The organism is Micromonospora sp. NPDC047762 (assembly GCF_043204655.1).
Taxonomy (GTDB): Bacteria; Actinomycetota; Actinomycetes; order Mycobacteriales; family Micromonosporaceae; genus Micromonospora.
The window spans coordinates 88,219-107,708 of the sequence record NZ_JBIDCQ010000002.1 but is presented as its reverse complement, the minus strand read 5'-3'; the positions used below and the strand labels follow the sequence as shown (position 1 = coordinate 107,708).

18 protein-coding genes are annotated in these 19,490 nt (G+C 72.3%); 12 read left to right on the top strand and 6 right to left on the bottom strand.

Annotated elements, in window-relative coordinates:
* Positions 1-45: 45 nt before the first annotated feature.
* From mycP to ACGF3C_RS05990, 3 genes are read left to right on the top strand one after another with little or no spacing between them, the layout of a single operon-like run.
* Positions 46-1,386 (top strand): type VII secretion-associated serine protease mycosin, encoded by a 1,341-nt coding sequence (mycP, locus tag ACGF3C_RS06000; protein ID WP_393219279.1) that lies wholly within the window; start codon positions 46-48, stop codon positions 1,384-1,386.
* A 52-nt stretch (positions 1,387-1,438) separates the two neighbouring features.
* Positions 1,439-2,230: a phosphatase PAP2 family protein gene (locus tag ACGF3C_RS05995; protein WP_393219276.1), complete on the top strand. Its 792-nt coding sequence runs from the start codon at positions 1,439-1,441 to the stop codon at positions 2,228-2,230.
* A 37-nt stretch (positions 2,231-2,267) separates the two neighbouring features.
* A complete protein-coding gene (locus ACGF3C_RS05990) occupies positions 2,268-2,972 on the top strand; it encodes a phosphatase PAP2 family protein (protein WP_393219273.1) in 705 nt (234 codons plus the stop codon).
* A gap of 19 nt (positions 2,973-2,991) precedes the next feature.
* Here ACGF3C_RS05990 and ACGF3C_RS05985 read toward each other — a convergent pair whose 3' ends face one another.
* The 6 genes from ACGF3C_RS05985 to ACGF3C_RS05960 form a co-directional block, all read right to left on the bottom strand.
* Positions 2,992-4,170, bottom strand: a complete 1,179-nt coding sequence (locus tag ACGF3C_RS05985) for a MarP family serine protease (protein WP_355005978.1) — start codon at positions 4,168-4,170, stop codon at positions 2,992-2,994.
* A gap of 63 nt (positions 4,171-4,233) precedes the next feature.
* Positions 4,234-4,926: an NUDIX hydrolase gene (locus ACGF3C_RS05980; protein WP_393219269.1), complete on the bottom strand. Its 693-nt coding sequence runs from the start codon at positions 4,924-4,926 to the stop codon at positions 4,234-4,236.
* Positions 4,923-5,612, bottom strand: coding sequence for a redoxin family protein (locus tag ACGF3C_RS05975; RefSeq protein WP_357228779.1), 690 nt, complete (start codon positions 5,610-5,612; stop codon positions 4,923-4,925). Before ACGF3C_RS05975 ends, ACGF3C_RS05980 begins: the two co-directional genes overlap by 4 nt.
* Positions 5,609-6,397: an endonuclease III gene (nth, locus tag ACGF3C_RS05970; protein ID WP_393219265.1), complete on the bottom strand. Its 789-nt coding sequence runs from the start codon at positions 6,395-6,397 to the stop codon at positions 5,609-5,611. Before nth ends, ACGF3C_RS05975 begins: the two co-directional genes overlap by 4 nt.
* Before the next feature lie 41 nt (positions 6,398-6,438).
* Positions 6,439-7,617: a CapA family protein gene (locus ACGF3C_RS05965; RefSeq protein WP_357228778.1), complete on the bottom strand. Its 1,179-nt coding sequence runs from the start codon at positions 7,615-7,617 to the stop codon at positions 6,439-6,441.
* Between the two features lie 11 nt (positions 7,618-7,628).
* Positions 7,629-8,336, bottom strand: coding sequence for an adenosylcobinamide amidohydrolase (locus ACGF3C_RS05960; protein ID WP_357228775.1), 708 nt, complete (start codon positions 8,334-8,336; stop codon positions 7,629-7,631).
* 143 nt (positions 8,337-8,479) lie between these two features.
* Here ACGF3C_RS05960 and ACGF3C_RS05955 point away from each other — a divergent pair, with 143 nt between their 5' ends.
* The 9 genes from ACGF3C_RS05955 to ACGF3C_RS05915 all read left to right on the top strand — a co-directional run bounded on the left by ACGF3C_RS05955 (position 8,480) and on the right by ACGF3C_RS05915 (position 19,360).
* Positions 8,480-9,157, top strand: coding sequence for a Crp/Fnr family transcriptional regulator (locus ACGF3C_RS05955; protein WP_007466162.1), 678 nt, complete (start codon positions 8,480-8,482; stop codon positions 9,155-9,157).
* Between the two features lie 109 nt (positions 9,158-9,266).
* Positions 9,267-10,010: a metallophosphoesterase family protein gene (locus ACGF3C_RS05950; protein WP_357228773.1), complete on the top strand. Its 744-nt coding sequence runs from the start codon at positions 9,267-9,269 to the stop codon at positions 10,008-10,010.
* Positions 10,011-10,295: 285 nt separating this feature from the next.
* Positions 10,296-10,901, top strand: a complete 606-nt coding sequence (locus tag ACGF3C_RS05945) for a TetR/AcrR family transcriptional regulator (protein WP_091403316.1) — start codon at positions 10,296-10,298, stop codon at positions 10,899-10,901.
* A 37-nt stretch (positions 10,902-10,938) separates the two neighbouring features.
* Positions 10,939-11,736 (top strand): TIGR03084 family metal-binding protein, encoded by a 798-nt coding sequence (locus ACGF3C_RS05940; RefSeq protein WP_393219259.1) that lies wholly within the window; start codon positions 10,939-10,941, stop codon positions 11,734-11,736.
* Positions 11,733-13,409, top strand: coding sequence for an acyclic terpene utilization AtuA family protein (locus ACGF3C_RS05935; RefSeq protein ID WP_393219256.1), 1,677 nt, complete (start codon positions 11,733-11,735; stop codon positions 13,407-13,409). The genes ACGF3C_RS05940 and ACGF3C_RS05935 overlap by 4 nt, the downstream gene beginning before the upstream one ends.
* Positions 13,406-14,602: an acyl-CoA dehydrogenase family protein gene (locus ACGF3C_RS05930; protein ID WP_393219253.1), complete on the top strand. Its 1,197-nt coding sequence runs from the start codon at positions 13,406-13,408 to the stop codon at positions 14,600-14,602. Before ACGF3C_RS05935 ends, ACGF3C_RS05930 begins: the two co-directional genes overlap by 4 nt.
* Complete coding sequence (locus tag ACGF3C_RS05925) at positions 14,599-16,200, top strand: acyl-CoA carboxylase subunit beta (RefSeq protein WP_393219250.1); 1,602 nt, start codon at positions 14,599-14,601, stop codon at positions 16,198-16,200. Before ACGF3C_RS05930 ends, ACGF3C_RS05925 begins: the two co-directional genes overlap by 4 nt.
* An 11-nt stretch (positions 16,201-16,211) precedes the next feature.
* Entirely contained in the window at positions 16,212-18,200 is a 1,989-nt protein-coding gene (locus ACGF3C_RS05920) for an acetyl/propionyl/methylcrotonyl-CoA carboxylase subunit alpha (protein WP_393219247.1), read from the top strand.
* A complete protein-coding gene (locus ACGF3C_RS05915; RefSeq protein ID WP_357228620.1) occupies positions 18,197-19,360 on the top strand; it encodes an acyl-CoA dehydrogenase in 1,164 nt (387 codons plus the stop codon). The genes ACGF3C_RS05920 and ACGF3C_RS05915 overlap by 4 nt, the downstream gene beginning before the upstream one ends.
* The last annotated feature ends 130 nt before the right edge of the window (positions 19,361-19,490 follow it).

Genomic DNA, 19,490 nt, shown 5'->3' with positions numbered 1-19,490 from the left:
TGGGGAAACCGGTAATCTCCGATCGTCATGGTTCCGTCGGGATGAATGGCTGGGTATGTGACTGGGGTGCGGCACAGCGGTCCGTCGGCGGCCCGACGAGCGACCAGCAGGGCGCTGCTCGGCGTGGCCGCGGCGCTTGCCGTCGTGGCTCCGACCGCGGCAGTCGTGCCGGTCGCCGCGCCCACGAACGGTGGACAGCTCGCCGGCGCGCCGATGGCGTTCGCCCCCGGTGACGCCGTCGCCCGCACCGACCAGGTCCGCGACGAGCAGTGGCAGCTCGACGAGTTGCAGGCCGAAACGGCGTGGCGCAGCTCGACCGGCCGGGGCGTGACAGTGGCGGTGGTCGACTCCGGAGTGGACGGCAACCACCCCGACCTGGTTGGTCAGGTGCTTCCTGGCAAGGACCTGGTCGGCCCCGGTGGTGCCCCGGGCCCGGATCCGGTGGGTCACGGCACCACCGTCGCCGGCCTGATCGCCGGGCGCAACGACGACAAGCGGGGCGTGGTCGGCCTCGCACCGGACGCCCGGATCCTGCCGGTCCGCGTGCTGGACGAGGAGAACCGTTACGACGACGCGCTGATCGTCGCCCAGGGGGTCCGCTGGGCGGTCGACAACGGCGCGCGTGTGATCAACCTGTCGCTGGGCGGCAGCGGTGACAGCCCGGCCCTGGCCGCCGCTCTGGACTACGCGTTCGTCCGGGACGTGGTCGTGGTCGCCTGCACCGGCAACCTGGCCACCTCCACCAGCACCAAGGTCTGGTACCCGGCTCGGGAGCCGGGTGTGATCGCGGTGTCCGGTCTCGAACGCAGCAGCGACAACCTGTGGTCCGGCTCGATCACCGGCCGGGCGACCGTGCTCACCGCTCCCGCCAGCGGCCTGGTCGGCGCCAAGCCTCCAGGCGGGTACTGGCGGGTGCAGGGCACCAGCTTCGCCGCGCCACTGGTGGCGGCGACCGCCGCGCTGGTCCGGTCCCGCTATCCGCAGATGCCCGCCGGTGAGGTGGTCAACCGGTTGTTGGCCACCGCCCGGGACCTGGGCCCGACCGGGCGGGACGACCGCTTCGGGTACGGGGTGGTCGACCCGGTCGCCGCGTTGACCGCTCAGGTGCCGCCGGTGACCGCCAACCCGTTGGACGACCAGACGTCGCCGGGCGTGACCGGTTTCGGTCCGGCGCCCGGCTCGGTCGATGACGATCCGGTGGCCGGCGCGGGCGCCGATCCACTCGGTCTCGCCGCATCCGGTCAGCAGAGCCGGTGGACGGCTCGGGCGGCGGGCGGTCAGGACACGTCAGCGCCGGAGCAGATGTGGGTCGTTGTCGTGCTCCTCGTCGCTCTGGTCGGCGGTGCGGCCCTGATGGTGCGCCGGTTGCGTCAGCGGCCCCGTTGATCGCGACCGGCCGGCAGGCCTGAGCGGCTGCCCGGCCGGGTAGAACGGACCCATGAGTACGCACCGGCCGCCCACCCTCGCTCCCACCGGCCAGCCGTCCTGGCGGCGCCGCCGATTCGACCCGGACCATGCGCTGGGTCTGCGGCTCACTCTCGCCGCGACAGCGGCGTTCCTGGTGCTGGTGCCGTTCGCGCTGCTCACCCTGCTGGTGCTCGGTACCTGGGCGCCGCTGCACCGGCTGGACGCGGCGGTCACCGACGCGCTGCACGGCTACGCCCAGGATCATCCGGCCTGGGTCGCGCTGATGCGAGGCTGGACCGAGGTGTTCGCACCGATGCCACTGCGCGCCGTGGTCCTGCTCCTGGTGGTCTGGTTGCTGCGCCGGGGAGCCCGCCGGCTGGCCCTCTGGGCGGCCACCACGATGGTCGTCGGCGGGTTGGTCGGTCCGCTGCTCAAGTTGCTGGTCGGCCGGGACCGGCCGGAGTTGCTGGACCCGGTGGCCCGGGCCGCCGGCTACTCGTTCCCCTCCGGGCACGCGCTGAACGCCACCCTGGTCGCCGGGGTGCTGCTGCTGGTGCTCCTGCCCTACGCCCGGCGCGGGGTGGAGCGGGCCGCGCTCTGGGTGGCGGCGGTCCTGCTCACAGTGGTGACCGGGCTGAGCAGGGTGACGCTGGGCGTGCACTTCACCAGCGACGTGGTGGGTGGATGGTTGCTCGGTGTGGCGGTGGTCGCTGCCACCACCGCCGCGTTCACCAGTTGGCGGGCACACACCGGTCTTCGGCCGGTCCGGCCGACCCGCGATGGCGTTGCTCCCGAGGTCGAGCGGCACCCGGGAGCGGCCTGAGGAGTGACGACGAGCTCGGCCGGGTACTGGGCGACCCATGTCCGAGACCGTGGTCCAGATCCTCCGGCGGGTGCTGCTGCCGGTGTCCCTCCTGCTGGGGCTCATGGTGCTGCTCGGGGTGCTGGTCACCCGGGTGTTCGCCCGTACCTGGCCGTTCACCGTCGAGGACGCGGTGAACCGAGAGTTGGCCGCCGACCGCACCGGCGGCTGGAACAACGTCTCGCTGGTGTTCAGCACGCTGGCCAGCACCCAGATGATCGTCGTGGTCACAGTGCTGGTGGCGTTGGCGCTACGGCTCTGGCTGAAGCGCTGGCGCGAGCCGCTGTTCCTGTGCGCGGCGGTGACCGCCCAGGCACTGGTGTTCCTTCTGACCACGCTGGCGATCGACCGACGGCGGCCGGCGGTGGAGCACATGGACGTCTCGCCACCCACGTCGAGCTTCCCGTCCGGGCACACCTCGGCGGCGGTGGCGCTCTACGTCGGCATCGCCGTGCTGCTGGCGCTGCGGGCACGGAGCACCGGCGCGAAGGTCGCCTGGTGGACGCTGCTGCTGATGGTGCCGCTGGGCGTGGCGCTGACCCGGATGTACCGGGGCATGCACCACCCGAGCGACGTGGTGGCGTCCTTCGTCAACGGCGGCACGTGCGTCGCGATCATGGCCCGTGCCGTGCTGGACCGGGGGCTGCGGTGGGGCCGGGCGAAGCTACCGGCCGTCAGGCGTCCCGCCCCGGCTCAAGGCTGAGCCGACCTCGCGGCGACGCTCAGGTGCACTCGCCGGTGCCGACCTGCCTGTTGCGTTCGGCACCGGCCAACGCCACCGGGCGGGCCTCGGCCGCCGTCACGGCGAAGCCGGTGTTCGGGTCGTCGGACGCCGCCGCGAAGATCACACCGAGCACCAGGCCGTTGGCGGAGAGCAGCGGGCCCCCCGAGTTGCCGCTGCGGACCAGCGCCCGGATCGTGTAGATCTCCCGGGTCACCTCGTTGGACGAGTAGATGTCCGGGCCCTTGATCCGGTCGACGTCCCGGACCCGCGCCGACTGCGCGTTGTACGGGCCGTCGAGCGGGAAGCCGAGCACTATCGCATCGGAGCCACTGCCCGCGTTGCCGGCGGCGAACCGCAGGGACGGCCCGGGCAGCCCAGGCACGAGCAGCACCGCCAGATCCCGGCTCGGGTCGTAGACCACAACCTTGCCGTCGTACCGCTCGCCGCCCAGCTCCACGGCGACCGAACGGGTGCCGGCCACCACGTGCGCGTTGGTCATCACCCGGTCGTCCGCGTACACGAAGCCGGAACCCTCGATCCGGCGTGAGCAGCTGGGCGCGGAGCCGAGCACCTTTACGACCGACTGCCGACCGCTGACCACCACCTGCGAGCCGGCCAGTGCCGGGTCCGGTGGGTCGACCTGCCGGGCCCGGGTGGGCGCGAGGTCACCGAAGACGTCCGGGAACCCGTCGGTGTCGACGGTGTCCTCCAGCGCCGTGGACAGCTGGTGGGCCTGCTCCGGTAGGACCTGGTTGACCACCGTGATCAACGCGCTGTTGCGGACCGAGGCGGCGAGCCAGGGCACCGAGGACGAGCCGAGCGGCACGGCGACCAGCCAGGCGAGCAGGAGCACCGCGAACAGCGAGACGAGCGCCCCACCGACGTCGTCGGCCCGTTTGCCCACGTCGCTGGTGATCGTCTTGCGCAGGTGCGAGCCGAGCCAACCGGCGAGTGCCTGCCCGACCACTGCCAGCCCGAAGATGGCCACCAGCGAGATCAGCACACGGGTGCCGGCGTCCACGAACTGTCTGGCGAACAGCGGCCCGAGCTGGAGACCCAGCAGCAGACCCAGGAAGAAGCCGGACAACGACGTGACGCCGATGACGAAACCCTGGCGGTATCCGCTGATCGCGAACACGAGCATGAGCAGCAGCAGGACGAGATCCACGACGGACACGGGTCAAGCGTACGGGCAGTGTGCCCGCCGGATGACCATCGCTTGCGGATGGTGACCGCGCGGTCAGCGCAGGGCGTTCTCGTCAGCCTCGTCGGTGCCGGCGGACGGGGCCGGTGTCGCCCGGGTCGGCGGAAGCTCCACCACCCGGTCGAGCGACCACGGGCGGGCCCAGCCGCCCATCTCGAGCAGGGTGGCGAGCACCCCGGCGGTGAAGCCCCAGACGAGCATCCCGCGCGCCGAGAACGCCGGCCCGATCCAGCCGCTCGGGTGCCGGACCCGCAGTCGGTTGGCCGGGTCGACCAGCTCGCTGACGGGCAGGCGGGCGACGTGTGCCACCTCGGCCGGCTCCCGTGGGTGCACCGGGTGCGGGTCGTGCCACCAGGCCAGCACCGGCGTGACCACGAACTCGCTGACCGGGATCCACAGTTTCGGCAGCTCGGCCAGCACTGTCACGCTGGTCGGGTCGAGGCCGACCTCCTCGTTCGCCTCGCGCAGGGCGGTGGCGCGGACGTCGGCGTCCTCCGGGTCGGCCGCACCCCCGGGAAAGGCGGGCTGGCCGGCGTGGTTGCGCAGGGTGGCGGCGCGTTGCAGGACCAGCACGTCGGGACCCGCGCCGGGCTGCTCGCCGAGCAGCACCAGCACGGCGCTCTCCCGACCGCCCTCGGTCGGCGTGGTCAGCCGGGTGAAGTCCTCGGCGCGGGCGGTGCCCAGCCGGGTCAGCAACGGATCGATCCATCCGGGTGGCCGACGGGTCACGCCGGCACCGCCAGGCCGAGGTGCTGGCGGACCAGCTCGGCGAGCTTGGTGTCGTCGAGAGCGCCGCTGGCGTCGATGTGCCGGACCTGACCGTCGCCGTCGACGAAGAGGGTCAGTGGAATGGCGTTGCGCTTCAGCTCGCGCTGTAGCGCCTCGCCCTGATCCACCAGGATCGGGAACCGGACGCCGAAGTCCTCACCGATGGACTGGGCGCCGCCCCGGCTGTCCCGACTGTTGACCCCGATTACCTGGAGCTGACCGGTGGCGCGCTCGCTGAGGCGTTGGAAGGCGGGCAGCTCCTTGCGGCACGGCGGGCACCAGGAGGCCCACACGTTGATCACCGCCGGCCCGGCCACCTCCCGCAGCACGACGGGGGCACCGCCGGTGAAGCAGGAGAGCGTCAGCTCCGGCAGCGCCGACCCGCCAACGGCGGGGGCCGTCGTGCCAGGCGTACCGGAGGCCGTCGCACCCGAGCCGGGCGACGGCGGAATCGCCGTTACCGGGGCCGCGGTGCCGGAGCCGGGCGACGGTGCCGTGGGCGCAGTGCTCAGCGTCGAACAGTCCCGGAACGGCGATGGTCGCTCAGCGGCGGCCGGGCGGGGGGCTGGCTCGTCGGCAGTGCCGCTGGTGCAACCGGTGATCGCCAGCAGCAGCGGCAGGACGGCGAGGGCGAGGCGGCGGTTCACGGCACCTCCGCAGCGACCGCCTGCGCGGGCACCAGGTCCGGGTCGACCCCGGCAGCCACGGCGAGGTCGCGCGCCCGAGGGCCCTTGAGCAGTTTGGCGGCAGCGGCCGGTTCGGTCGGGCCGGTGCCGTACGAAGGGCAGAGCTTCGCGAGCGTGCAGGCGCCGCAGGCCGGCTTGCGGGCGTGGCAGACCCGTCTTCCGTGGAAGATGATCCGGTGCGAGAGCATGGTCCAGTCGCGCTTGTCGTACAGCGCGCCGATCGCGTGCTCGATCTTGACCGGGTCGGTCTCGGTGGTCAGCCGCCACCGGTGGACCAGCCGCTGGAAGTGCGTGTCGACGGTGATGCCCGGGACGTCGAAGGCGTTGCCCAGGATCACGTTGGCGGTCTTGCGGCCGATGCCCGGGAGCGTCACCAGGTCGACGAGCCGCCCCGGGACCCTGCCGTCGTACCGGTCGAGAAGGGCCTGACCGAGCTTGAGCAGTGAGTCGGTCTTGTTGCGGTAGAAGCCGGTGGGCCGGATCAACTCCTCCATCTCGCCCCGGTCGGCGCCGGCGTACGCGGCAGCGCTCGGGTAGCGGGCGAAGAGCTTCGGGGTGACCTCGTTGACCTTCTTGTCCGTGCACTGGGCGGACAGGATCGTGGCGACGGCCAACTCCAGGGCATTGGAGTGGTCCAGCTCACAATGCGCGTCGGGATGCGTCTCGGCCAGCGCCCGGCCGATCTTGCGAGCACGGCGTTTGCGCCCGAGATCGGTCTCGCTGGCACCGGGAGGGCTACTGGTCACGACGGTCAGCCTACGTCGCACCCCGGACGTTCCCCGTCGGGTCAGCCGGCGGTCGGCGCCGTGATCTTCCCCTGCCCGTCGAGGCGAGCGCCGCCCTTCGGGAAGTCGGCGCGACTCAACTCGGTGACCAGGCCCAGGCCCCGGTCGTCCGGGTCCATGGTCGGCTTGCCGGCGGAGTTCATGTACGTGGAGGTGAACGAGCCGCCGGCCCAGCTGCCGTCCGGCTTGAGCGACACCTTCAGCACCCCGCCCCAGCCGAGGCGACCGTCGTTGCTCAGCGAGTTGCCGCCGCCGGCGAAGTTGCCCAGGCTGTACGCGATCAGGCGCCCCTTGTAGAACTCCATCCCGCGCAACACGTGCGGGCCGTGCCCGACGATCAGGTCGGCACCAGCGTCGATCATCGCGTGCGAGAACTTCACCGGGTCGCCCCGGTTCTCGCCCAGGAACATCTCGGTGCCCGGCTTCACCCGGGTCTTGTCGACACCCTCACCACCCATGTGCACCTGCACCACGACCAGGTCGGCCATGGTGGCGGCCTTGGCGACCACCGCCTTGGCCTTGTCGATGTCAACGAGGCTGTTGGACCAGACGTACGACGAGAAGCCGGCGACGGCGACCTTGACGCCCTTGACCTCCACCACGGTGATCTCGTTCGGCGCGCCGGTGTGCTCCAGGTCGTACTTCTTCAGCGCCTTCTGGGTGTTCTCGTAGCCCTTGGGCCCGTAGTCGTAGCCATGGTTGTTGGCCTGGTTGAGCACGTCGAAGCCGGCGTCACGCAGGTGGGCGGCGTACTCCGGCGGAGCGCGGAACTGGAAGCAGCGGGTGGAGTTCGCCCCGCACTTGCCGGTGCCCGTGTCGACAGTCAGCGGCTCCTCCAGGTTGCCCATCACCAGGTCGGCCTTCAGCGCGTCGGTGACCGAGTTGAAGAAGCCCTTGCCGCCGGCGGCGGGCAGCCGACTGGGCGCGTTGCCCATGATGATGTCGCCGGTGGCGGAGAGCGAGATCGCGCCACCCTGACCGGACGACGCGGGCCCGGTGGCCTTCGGGCCGGTCGTGGAGACCGGCGCGCCGGTGCCACCACCTCCAGCGCCGGGCTGCCAGACGGGTGCCTCACCACCGGGGTCGGCACAGCCGGCCACGAGGAGGGCGGCCAGCAGCGCGGCGAGGCCGAGGGCGACGCGGCGGCGCGGGCGGGACGCGAGGGGGGCGGGAGCATACATCGCCCGCGACCCTACCGGTCGTTAAACGCGCCAACGACAGCCGATCGGTTGGACTTTGCGCCCCTGAGCTGGTCGGACCACGGCACGACCGGCCGGGAACCACCGGCGAGCACCGCCGCGTGCACCGCTCGGGCGAGCGGGGCGCCCCAGGTGGAGCGCGGCCCGCCGTACGCGGACTCCGGCCCGTCCACCGGGCAGAGCACCGTGACCGCGTCGGTGGGCGTGCCGGTCCCCGGCAACCCCAGCTCGGCGATCGCCTGGGTCTTCGCCTCGGTCGCGGTGGACACCGCGTTGACCAGCGCGGAGTCGGCGAGTCGCGCCGGCACGTACACCACGATGTTGACAGTGCCGACGCGTGGGCCGAGCGCGGCCGGCGTCGGCGCGGCAGCGGGCACCGGTGTGCCGAGCCCGACCGTCGCCCAGGCCCGCACCCCGGCGTCGCTACGCGCCACCACCTCGGCCACATCGACGCCGGTCAGCAGGCCGATCCCGGGCCCGTCGAGGGCCAGCTCGGCGGCAAGCGAGGCCAGGTGCGCCGCGGGGTCCTCCCGGTCGTACGACATCGGGACCGTCGCGTTCAACACCCACCGCCGGACCCCGATGCCACCGCCCAGCGGGGCACTGCTGGCCGCCCGCAGGGGCACGTCCGCACGCCAGACGAGCAGCGGTACGTGCCGCCCGTCCTCGGCGCGGCTGGTCAGAGTCGGCTCGCTCAGCACGTCGGGCAGGTTACGCCCACCGATCAAGATTCCAGGGGCGACCTCTGATTCGTGCTCACGTGCGCCTAGACTTGGCGGCGCGCGAGGGGATCAGCGGACGGCGGCCCCGGCCGACGGACGGCACGCGCAACCGGAGGTGCGCAATGGACGAGGTACTGGCCCGCAGCGGGATCTTCCAGGGTGTTGACCCGGAAGCTGCCGAGGCGCTTGCCAAGGAGATGGAGACGATCGAGGTCCGCAAGGGCGAGATCGTCTTCAATGAGGGCGAGCCCGGTGACAGCCTCTACATCCTGCTGTCCGGGAAGATCAAGGTTGGTCGCCGCGCAGCGGACGGCCGGCAGAACCTCATCGCGGTGATGGGGCCGTCGGACATGGTCGGTGAGCTGTCGCTCTTCGACCCGGGTCCGCGTACGGCGACCGCCACCGCGGTGACCGACACCCGGCTGGTGCGGCTGCGTAAGCAGGCGCTGCGGCCGTGGCTCAACAACCGCCCAGAGATCGCCGAGCAGCTGCTGCGGGTGCTCGCCCGGCGGCTGCGTCGGACCAACGACTCGCTCGCCGACCTGATCTTCACGGACGTGCCGGGTCGGGTCGCCAAGAACCTGCTCCAGATGGCGGGCCGCTTCGGCACCCGCGACGGCGGCGTTCTGCGGGTGACCCACGACCTCACCCAGGAGGAAATCGCCCAGCTCGTCGGCGCCTCCCGGGAGACCGTCAACAAGGCGCTGGCCGACTTCGCCTCGCGCGGCTGGCTGCGGTTGGACGGCAAGAGCATCATCATCCTGGACCCGGAGCGCCTGGCCCGCCGCGCCCGCGTCTGAGCAGTACAACGCGTCCCCGCCTGCCGTCACCGGCCGCAGGCGGGGACGTCTGCGTCTGCCTGGCGCAGAATCGCTGGCCTCGATGGATGTCAGCGGTGAGGGTGGGGCCATGGTGAATCGTGTTGCGGTGCTCTCCGACATCCACGGCGTCCTGCCGGCGCTGGAGGCCGTCCTGGCCGAGCCGGACGTGGCCGCCGCCGATCTGATCGTGCTCACCGGTGACATCGCCGCCGGCCCGCAACCGGTCGAGGTGCTGGACGTGCTCGCCGGCCTGGGTGACCGGGTGTGCTGGGTCGGCGGCAACTGCGAGCGCGAACTGGTCGAGGCCCGGGCCGGTCGCCCGGCGTCGATCGAGGTGTCGAACTGGGCCGCCGGGCAGCTTCGCGACGACCAGGTGGCCCGGCTCGCCGAACTGCCGACGACGGCGACGCTGGACATCGACGGCCTTGGGCGGACGCTGTTCTGCCACGCGACGCCGCGCGACGACGAGGAGGTCGTGCTCGTCGACTCCCGCATGGCGCGCTGGGCGGAGGTGTTCGACGGTCTTCCCGCCGAGGTTGCCACGGTGGTCTGCGGCCACACGCACATGCCCTTCACCCGGCTGGTCGATCGGCGCCTGGTGGTCAATCCGGGCAGCATCGGCATGCCGTACGGGGGCGCGGGCGCGTGGTGGGCGCTGCTCGGGCCGGGCGTCCAGCTACGCCGCACCGTCTTCGACGTGGACGCGGCCTGCGCGCGGGTGGTGGCCGAGTCGGCTTTCCCCGACGCTGCCGCCTGGGCCGACGAGTATCTGCGCTCCCAGCACAGCGACGCGGACGCGCTGACCGTCTTCGGCCCCCGCGACGGCCGCTGAGCCGGCAACCCCGGATGGCAGCCGAGGGTGGCAGCCGGGGGGTGGCAGCCGGGGACCGTGGGTCAGGGTCCCTTTGGAGCTGAATCGTTTGCGACATCAGCAGGACCCGATCGACTGATCAGGTCGACGGGTGATTCGTTAACGGCATCAGCTCCATAGCGAGCCTTCAGCGCGTGCCACGGTGCCGCGAATGCAGCGGGTTCAGGCGAGGGCGCGCATCCACCCCGGCAGGGTCACAAAAAAGTCAGTCTTGACTGTTTGTTTCGTAGGCAGCAGGCTGTTCCCGTGCCCACCGCATCGACGCGTGTCCCCCAGCAGGAACGCAGCCGCGCCACCCAGGCCCGACTGCTGGAGGCGACCGTCGACTGCCTCATCGAGCACGGCTGGTCCGGCACCACGACCACAGTCGTCGCGGCGCGGGCCGGTGTCTCGCGTGGGGCACAGCTGCACCACTACCCGACGAAGGCGGCGCTGGTGACGGCCGCCGTGGCCCATCTGGCCGAGCGCCGGGCCGACGAGTTGCGCACCGAGGCCGAGGCGCTGCCGGCCGGCCCGCAGCGGTTGGACCGGGTCGTCGACCTGCTCGCCGTGGCGTTCACCGGGCCGCTGTTCGTGGCCGCGCTTGAGCTCTGGGTCGCCGCCCGCACCGATCGGGAGCTGCGGGACGCCCTGGTGCCGCTGGAGGCGACGGTCGGGCGGGAGATGCACCGGCTCACCGTCGCCCTCCTCGGTGTCGACGAGCGTCGACCCGGTGTCCGCGAAGCGGTGCAGGCCACGCTCGACCTGCTCCGTGGGCTCGGGGTGGCCAACCTGCTCAGCGACGACTCCGCCCGCCGGGCCGCCCTGCTGACCACCTGGAAGCGCCAGCTCGCCACCCTGCTCACGCCCTGACCGCCGGCCGCACCGGCCACCACCGACCGGAGGCACCATGGTCGACCTCAGCGACCTGCTCACCGACCTGGCCGACGAGTCCGCCCAGCTGGACGCCCTGGTGGCGCCACTGCCCGTGGTCGACTGGGCGAGGCCGACCCCCGCGCCGGGCTGGAGCATCGGGCATCAGATCGCCCACCTCGCCTGGACCGACCACGTCGCGCTGTTGGCCGCGACCGATCCCGAGGCGTTCTACGCGACGGTCACCACCGCGCCGGACGTGACCCGACTCGTCGACCTCGGCGCCGAGGAATTCCTCGCCCCGCCGGCCGAGTTGCTGGCCCGTTGGCGGGCCGGGCGGACCGCGCTCGTCGACGCACTGGCCGCCGTTCCGGCCGGCGGCAAACTGCCCTGGTACGGCACCCGGATGTCGGCCACCTCGATGGCCACCGCCCGGATCATGGAGACCTGGGCGCACGGCGCGGACGTGGCCGACGCCCTCGGCGTGGTCCGCCCCGACAGCGACCGACTCCGGCACGTGGCGCACCTGGGCGTGCGTACCCTCGGGCACGGTTTCGCCGCGCACGGCCGGGAGGCACCCGCGGCGCCGGTCCGGGTCGAGCTGGTCGGGCCCGGCGGCGACACCTGGAGCTGGGGTCCGGCGGACGCCGCCGACCGGGTCACCGGACCGGCTCGGGACTTCTGCCTGCTGGTCACCCAACGCCGGCACCGCGCGGACCTTGCTCTGGTCGCCACCGGGCCGGTCGCCGACGAGTGGCTCGACGTGGCGCAGGCCTTCGCCGGGCCGCCGGGTGACGGCCGGCAGCCGGTCGGCGGGATCGGGGTACGGGCATGATCCGCATCGGCAACGCCTCCGGCTTCTACGGCGACCGGTTCACCGCCTGGCGGGAGATGCTCGACGGCGGTGAGCTGGACGTGCTGACCGGCGACTACCTCGCCGAGTTGACCATGCTGATCCTGGCCCGGGACCGGATGCGCGACCCCGACCTGGGCTACGCGAAGACGTTCCTGCGGCAACTGGAGACCTGCCTCGGCACCGCCCTCGACCGAGGGGTGCGGATCGTGACGAACGCCGGCGGGCTGAACCCGGCCGGCCTGGCCGCCGCCATCGGGAAGCTCGCCGACCGGCTCGGGCTACCGACCCAGGTCGGGTACGTCGAGGGCGACACGATCCAGCGACCGGACGCGTTGAGCGCGAACGCCTACCTCGGCGCGTTCGGGATCGCCGCCTGTCTCGACGCGGGCGCGGACGTGGTGGTCACCGGCCGGGTCACCGACGCGTCGCTGGTGGTCGGCCCGGCCATCGCCCGGTACGGGTGGGGCCGCGACGACCTCGACGAGCTGGCCGGGGCCACCGTCGCCGGGCACCTCGTCGAGTGCGGCGCGCAGGTCACCGGCGGCAACTTCAGCTTCTTCACCGAGCTGCCCGACGGCGGCCACCGGCCCGGGTTCCCGATCGCCGAGGTGCACCCCGACGGCTCGTCGGTGCTCACCAAGCATCCGGGCACCGGCGGCGCGGTCACTGTGGAAACTGTCACCGCCCAACTGCTCTACGAGATCGGCGGGCCGTCGTACCTCGGGCCGGACGTGGTCACCCGACTGGACACAGTGACGCTGCACCCCGACGGGGCGGACCGGGTCCGGGTCTCCGGGGTGCGGGGCACCCCGCCCCCGCCCACGCTGAAGGTGGGCGTCAACAACCTCGGCGGCTTCCGCAACTCGATGACGTTCGTCCTGTGCGGTCTGCGGATCGAGGAGAAGGCCGCACTGGTCCGGGGGCAGGTCGAGGAGGCGGTGGGCAAGGACGGGCTGGAGTTCACCCTCGCTCGGACCGACCACCCGGACGCCGTCGACACCGAGGCGGCCAGCGCCCTGCTGCACGTACACCTGCGCGACGGTGACAAGGCGCGGGCCGGGCGGGCGTTCTCGGCCGCCGCTGTGGAGTTGGCCCTGGCCTCGTACCCGGGCTGCACGCTGACCACACTGCCCGGTGACGCGGCACCGTACGGCGTCTTCACCGCCGACGCGGTGCCGCAGGACGCGGTGGCGCACGTCGCTGTGCTGCCCGGTGGCGAGCGGGTGCCGATCGCCCCACCAACCCGCACTTCCCCCACCTCGCCGGACGAATCGGCCCCGGGTGGCGAGGCGGCCATCGACGGCCCGACCCGACGCGGGGCGCTCGGCGATGTGGTCGGCGCACGCTCCGGGGACAAGGCCGGGGACGCCAACCTCGGTGTCTGGGCACGTACTGACGCCGGGTACACGTGGCTGCGGACCTGGTTGACGGTCGACCGGCTGGCCGAGCTGGTGCCGGAGACCGCCCCGTTGTCGGTGCGGCGCTACGAGCTGTCGAACCTGCGGGCTGTCAACTTCGTGATCGAGGGCCTGCTCGGTGCCGGGGTGGCCGCGTCCACCCGGTTCGACCCGCAGGCCAAGGCGCTCGGCGAGCTGCTGCGCGCCCGGGTCGTCGACCTGCCGGCCGACCTTCCGACGGGGGCATCCCGATGAGCATCGTGGACACCCCGGAGCGCCGGCAACTGCGCGAGCTGACCCGGGCGTTCGTGACCCGGGAGGTGTTGCCGCACCTGGACGACTGGGAGCGGGCCGGTGAGGTGCCTCGGGCGCTGCACGCGACCGCGGCGAAGCTCGGCCTGCTCGGCATCGGCTTTCCGGAGTCGGTGGGTGGCAGCGGCGGGGACCTGCTCGACTCGATCATCGTGACCGAGGAGCTGATCCGCTCCGGCGGCTCGTCGGGGCTGGTGGCGGCCCTGTTCACGCACGGGATCGCGTTGCCGCACATGGTCGCGGCGGCCGGTGCCCGCACCGGTGGCTCGCTGGGCGGCCGGCTCGGCGGGACCGCGTCACCGGCCGATGACAGCCTGATCGAGCGGTACGTGCGGCCCACTCTGTCCGGCACGATGATCGGCGCGCTGGCCATCACCGAGCCGGACGGCGGTTCGGACGTGGCCGGGATCCGCACCACCGCCCGCCGCGACGGCGACCACTACGTGGTGAACGGGTCGAAGACGTACATCACCAGCGGGCACCGGGCCGACTTCGTGACCACCGCGGTGTGTACCGACTTCCCCGGCAGCGGTGAACTCACCCTGCTGGTCATCGACAAGGGGTCGCCCGGGTTCACAGTGGGACGCCGGTTGGAGAAGCTGGGCTGGCACTGCTCGGACACCGCCGAGCTGTCCTTCGCCGACGTGCGGGTGCCGGTCGCCAACCGGATCGGCGCGGAGAACACCGGCTTCCTGGCGATCATGCAGCATTTCGCCGCGGAACGGCTGTCGCTGGCGACCCAGGCGTACGCGACAGCGCAGCGCTGCGTCGAGTTGGCGGTGCGCTGGTGCCGGGACCGGGAGACCTTCGGGCGTCCGCTGGCCAGCCGGCAGCTGATCCGGCACCGGTTGGCCGAGATGCACACCCGGGCCGAGGCCGCCCGGTCGTACGTGCACTGGGTCGCGGGTCGGGTAGCGGCCGGCGAGCCGGTGGTGACCGAGGTGGCGATGGCGAAGAACGTGGCGGTGGCCGCCTGCGACCACGTCGTCGACCAGGCGTTGCAGCTGCACGGCGGGTTCGGCTACCTGCGCGACGCCGAGGTGGAGCGGCACTACCGCGACGCGCGGATCCTCGGCATCGGCGGCGGCAGCACCGAGATCATGAACGAGATCATCGCGAAAGGCATGGACCTATGACCACACTGGACAGCACGGTCGACCCGTCCGCGCCCTCGTACCTGGCGAACCGGGCCGCGTTGCTGGAGCGGTTGACCGAGTTGGACACCGCGCTGGACCAGGCGCGGGCGGGTGGTGGCGAGAAGTACGTGAGCCGGCACCACGCCCGCGGCAAACTGCTCCCCCGGGAGCGGATCGAGCTGCTGGTGGACGCCGACAGCCCGTTCCTGGAGTTGTCGCCGGTAGCCGCGTACGGCTCGGACTTCCCGGTCGGGGCCAGCGTGGTCACCGGCATCGGTGTGGTCGAGGGCGTGGAGTGCCTGATCGTCGCCAACGACCCGACGGTACGCGGCGGCGCTGTCAACCCGTGGTCACTGGCGAAGACCCGGCGGGCCGGCGAGATCGCCCTGGCCAACCGGCTGCCCATGGTCAATCTGGTGGAGTCGGCCGGGGCGGACCTACCCACCCAGGCGGAGATCTTCATTCCCGGCGGTCGGGTGTTCCGTGACCTCACCCGGCTCTCGGCGGCCGGCATCCCCACTGTCAGCGTGGTTTTCGGCAACGCCACGGCCGGTGGCGCGTACGTGCCGGGGATGTCCGACCACGTGATCATGATTCGGGACCGGTCACAGGTCTACCTGGCCGGTCCGCCGCTGGTGAAGATGGCGACCGGCGAGGTCACCGACGACGAGTCGCTGGGTGGCGCGGCGATGCACGCCAGCATGTCCGGGCTCGCCGACTACCTGGCCGTCGACGAGCGGGACGGCATCCGGCTGGCCCGGCAGTGCGTCCGCCGGTTGAACTGGCGCAAGCGGGGCCCGTCGCCGCGGACGGCGGTGCCACAGCCGCCGAAGTACGACCCGGAGGAGCTGCTCGGCATCACCAGCGCCGACCTGAAGGTGCCGTTCGACCCCCGCGAGGTGCTGGCCCGGGTACTTGACGGCAGCGACTTCGACGAGTTCAAGCCGGCGTACGGGGACGCGCTGGTCACCGGTTGGGGCGAGCTGCACGGATATCCGGTGGGGGTGCTGGCGAACGCCCGGGGGGTGCTGTTCAGCGCGGAGGCTCAGAAGGCGGCCCAGTTCATCCAGCTCGCGAACGCCTCGGACACCCCGTTGATCTTCTTGCAGAACACCACCGGCTACATGGTCGGCACCGAGTACGAGCAGCGCGGCATCATCAAGCACGGCGCGTTGATGGTCAACGCGGTGTCGAACTCGACGGTGCCGCACCTGACGGTGAACATGGGCGCCTCCTACGGCGCCGGCAACTACGGCATGTGCGGCCGCGCGTACGAGCCGAGGTTCCTGTTCACCTGGCCGAACGCGAAGTCGGCGGTGATGGGCCCGGCGCAGCTCGCGGGGGTGCTGTCGATCGTGGCCCGGCAGGCGGCTGCCGCCCGGGGGCGCGACTACGACGAGGATTCCGACGCGGCGATGCGTTTGATGGTCGAGCAGCAGATCGAGTCGCAGTCCGGCGCGCTCTTCCTCTCCGGCCGGCTCTACGACGACGGGGTGATCGACCCCCGGGACACCCGGACCGTCCTCGGGCTCTGCCTCTCGGCGATCCACAACGGACCGGTGAAGGGCGCCGACGGTTTCGGCGTCTTCCGGATGTAGAGGGGCCACTTATGATCAACAGACTGCTCGTGGCCAACCGGGGCGAGATCGCCCGTCGGGTCTTCGCCACCTGCCGCGCAGTGGGCGTGCAGACCGTTGCCGTGCACTCGGACGCGGACGCCGACGCGCCGTTCGTGGCCGAGGCCGACCAGGCCGTACGCCTGCCGGGGAATTCGCCGGCCGAGACGTACCTGCGGGTCGATCTGATCCTGGACGCGGCCCGGCGCAGCGGCGCGGACGCCGTCCACCCCGGCTACGGGTTCCTCGCCGAGAACGCCGAGTTCGCGGGGGCGGTGACCGACGCCGGTCTGACCTGGGTCGGCCCACCGGCCAAGGTGATCGCCGCGATGGGCGACAAACTGGCCGCGAAGGCGCTGCTCGCCGAGGCGGGCGTGCCGATGCTGCCGAGCTGGACCGATACCGACGGGATCACCGACTTCCCGGTGTTGGTGAAGGCGTCCGCCGGCGGTGGTGGCCGGGGCATGCGGATCGTCCGGACCGCTGACGAACTGGCCGAGGCCGTGGCCTCCGCGCGCCGCGAGGCGGCTGCCGCGTTCGGCGACGGCACTGTCTTCATCGAGCGGTACGTCGAGCGCGGCCGGCACGTCGAGGTGCAGATCTTCGGTGACGCCCACGGGCGGGTGGTGGCCCTCGGCGACCGGGAGTGCTCGATCCAGCGGCGGCACCAGAAGATCGTCGAGGAGGCGCCGGCGGTTGTGCCGGACCGGGTGCGGACGGCGGTGCACGAGGCGGCGGTGGCCGCCGGGCGCGCTGTCGACTACCTGGGCGCGGGCACTGTGGAGTTCCTGCTCGCCCCGGGCGGTGAGTTCTTCTTCCTGGAGATGAACACCCGCCTTCAGGTCGAGCACCCGGTCACCGAGTTGTGCACCGGGCTGGACCTGGTGGGTCTGCAACTCCTCGTCGCCGAGGGTGAGCCGTTGCCGGCGGCCCTGCCGGCGAGCACCGGGCACGCGATCGAGGTGCGCCTCTGCGCCGAGGACGCGGCGGCGGGTTGGCGACCGGCCACCGGGACCCTGCACCGGTTCAGCGTCGGCGATGTGGCGACCGAGTTCGGTGGGCTGGCCGGGCCAGGCCTGCGGCTCGACTCGGGTGTGCTGGCCGGCTCGGCGGTCGGGGTGCACTACGACTCGATGCTCGCGAAGTTGGTCGCCTGGGGTCGTACCCGCGCGGAGGCGACCCGGCTGCTCGCCAGCGCGTTGGCCCGGGCCGAGCTGCACGGGGTGACCACCAACCGGGATCTGCTGGTCCGGGTGCTGCGCAGCCCCGCGTTCGCCGCCGTGGAGATCGACACGGGTTTCCTGGACCGGCACCCGGAGGTCTTCACTCCGCTGCTGCCCGCCGACCGGCTGCCGGTCACCGCCCTCGCCGCGGCGCTGGCCACGGCCGCCCAGCGCCGGGCGACCGCACCGGTGCTCTCCGGGCTCCCCTCCGGCTGGCGCAACGTGCCCGCCGTTCCCCAGACCACCCGCTTCGTCGGGCCGGACGGCGACGAGATCGAGATCCGCTACCGGCTGGACCGGGTCGGCCGGCTCGCCGACTGGTCCAGCACGTCGGCGGCGCAGGAGTCGGCCGAGCGACCGACGGTGGCGCTGGTCGAGGCCACAGCGGACCGGGCGGTGCTCGACGTCGACGGGGTCCGCCGCGCGTACCGCGTACACCGGGTGGGGGCGGCTGTCTTCGTGGACGGCCCGGACGGGGCGGCGAGCCTGGCCGAGTTGCCGCGTCTCCCGCTGCCCACCACGGCGGTGGCCGCCGGGTCGCTGCTCGCGCCGCTGCCCGGCGTGGTGACCCGGGTGCACGTCGAGGTCGGCCAGCGGGTCTCGGCCGGCGATCCGCTGCTCACGCTGGAAGCGATGAAGCTGGAACATCCCGTGCTCGCCCCGATCGACGGCGTTGTCGCCGAGTTGCCGGTGCCAACCGGCGGTCAGGTGCAGACGGGCGCCGTGTTGGCCGTTGTCGACGAAAAGGACCCCCGATGACCTTCGACCTCACCCCCGAGCAGGACCAGTTGCGCGACGCCGTGCGGGCGCTCGGCCGCCGGTACGGCCACTCCTACTTCGTCGAGAAGGCGAGGGCCGGCGAACACACCACCGAACTCTGGGCGGAGGCCGGACGGCTCGGCTACCTGGGGGTCAACATCCCCACCGAGTACGGCGGCGGAGGCGGCGGCATCACCGAGCTGGCCATCGTCTGCGAGGAGTTGGCGGCTGCGGGTTGCCCGCTGCTGCTGCTGGTGGTCTCCCCCGCCATCGCGGCGACGGTGCTCACTCGGCACGGCACCGAGGAGCAGCGCAAGCGGCACCTGCCGGGCCTCGCCGACGGCTCCCAGAAGATCGTTTTCGCGATCACCGAGCCGGAGGCCGGTTCCAATTTCCACCGGCTCGGCACTGTGGCTCGCCGTGACGGCGACGGTTGGCTGCTCAACGGCCGCAAGTGCTACATCTCCGGAGTCGACGAGGCCGGTCACGTGCTGGTGGTGGCCCGCACCGAGGATTCCTCCACCGGCAAGTTGAAGCCGGCGCTGTTCCTGGTGCCGACCGACGCGGCCGGGCTGACGCGGTCCACGTTGGACATGGAGATCGTGTCTCCGGAGAACCAGTTCCTGCTCTACCTGGACGACGTGCGGGTGCCCGCCGACGCGCTGCTCGGTGAGTCGTTGGACGCCGGGCTGCCGGCGCTCTTCGCCGGGCTCAACCCGGAGCGGATCACGGTGGCCGCGATGGGTGCCGGCACCGGTCGGTACGCCATCGAGCGGGCCAGTGAGTACACCGCCACCCGCAAGGTCTGGGGTGGCCGGAGCATCGGCTCCCACCAGGGGGTGTCGCATCCGCTGGCCCACGCGGCTGTGCAGGTGGAGCTGGCCCGCCTCATGATCCAGAAGGCGGCCACCCTGTACGACGCCGGCCGCGACCTGGAGGCCGGGGTGGCCGGCAACATGGCCAAGTACGCGGCCGGGGAGGCCGCCGCGCTCGCCGTGGACACCGCCGTACAGGTGCTCGGCGGGGCCGGAATGACCACCGAGTACGGGGTGGCGACTCTGCTCGGCGCGGTCCGGGCCGGCCGGATCGCCCCGGTCAGCCGCGAGATGATCCTCAACTTCGTGGCCCAACACGTCCTGGGCCAGGACAAGTCGTACTGACGGCGCTGAGCTGCCGTGGCTGCGCCCCGCTCGCGCCGATCTTGCACTTTCGGTTGCCGCTACGCGCGGAATGCCCGCTATGTCGGGACAGTAAGTGCAAGATCGCTGCGCCGGGGAGGGGCAGGGCGGG

Coding starts and splice junctions, on each gene's coding strand:
- ACGF3C_RS05990 (WP_393219273.1), top strand. CDS start 2,268: ATGTCCGAGACCGTGGTCCAGATCCTCCGGCGGGTGCTGCTGCCGGTG.
- ACGF3C_RS05940 (WP_393219259.1), top strand. CDS start 10,939: ATGGTCGACCTCAGCGACCTGCTCACCGACCTGGCCGACGAGTCCGCC.
- ACGF3C_RS05995 (WP_393219276.1), top strand. CDS start 1,439: ATGAGTACGCACCGGCCGCCCACCCTCGCTCCCACCGGCCAGCCGTCC.
- ACGF3C_RS05935 (WP_393219256.1), top strand. CDS start 11,733: ATGATCCGCATCGGCAACGCCTCCGGCTTCTACGGCGACCGGTTCACC.
- mycP (WP_393219279.1), top strand. CDS start 46: ATGGCTGGGTATGTGACTGGGGTGCGGCACAGCGGTCCGTCGGCGGCC.
- ACGF3C_RS05925 (WP_393219250.1), top strand. CDS start 14,599: ATGACCACACTGGACAGCACGGTCGACCCGTCCGCGCCCTCGTACCTG.
- ACGF3C_RS05955 (WP_007466162.1), top strand. CDS start 8,480: ATGGACGAGGTACTGGCCCGCAGCGGGATCTTCCAGGGTGTTGACCCG.
- ACGF3C_RS05965 (WP_357228778.1), bottom strand. CDS start 7,617: ATGTATGCTCCCGCCCCCCTCGCGTCCCGCCCGCGCCGCCGCGTCGCC.
- ACGF3C_RS05950 (WP_357228773.1), top strand. CDS start 9,267: ATGGTGAATCGTGTTGCGGTGCTCTCCGACATCCACGGCGTCCTGCCG.
- ACGF3C_RS05915 (WP_357228620.1), top strand. CDS start 18,197: ATGACCTTCGACCTCACCCCCGAGCAGGACCAGTTGCGCGACGCCGTG.
- ACGF3C_RS05920 (WP_393219247.1), top strand. CDS start 16,212: ATGATCAACAGACTGCTCGTGGCCAACCGGGGCGAGATCGCCCGTCGG.
- ACGF3C_RS05930 (WP_393219253.1), top strand. CDS start 13,406: ATGAGCATCGTGGACACCCCGGAGCGCCGGCAACTGCGCGAGCTGACC.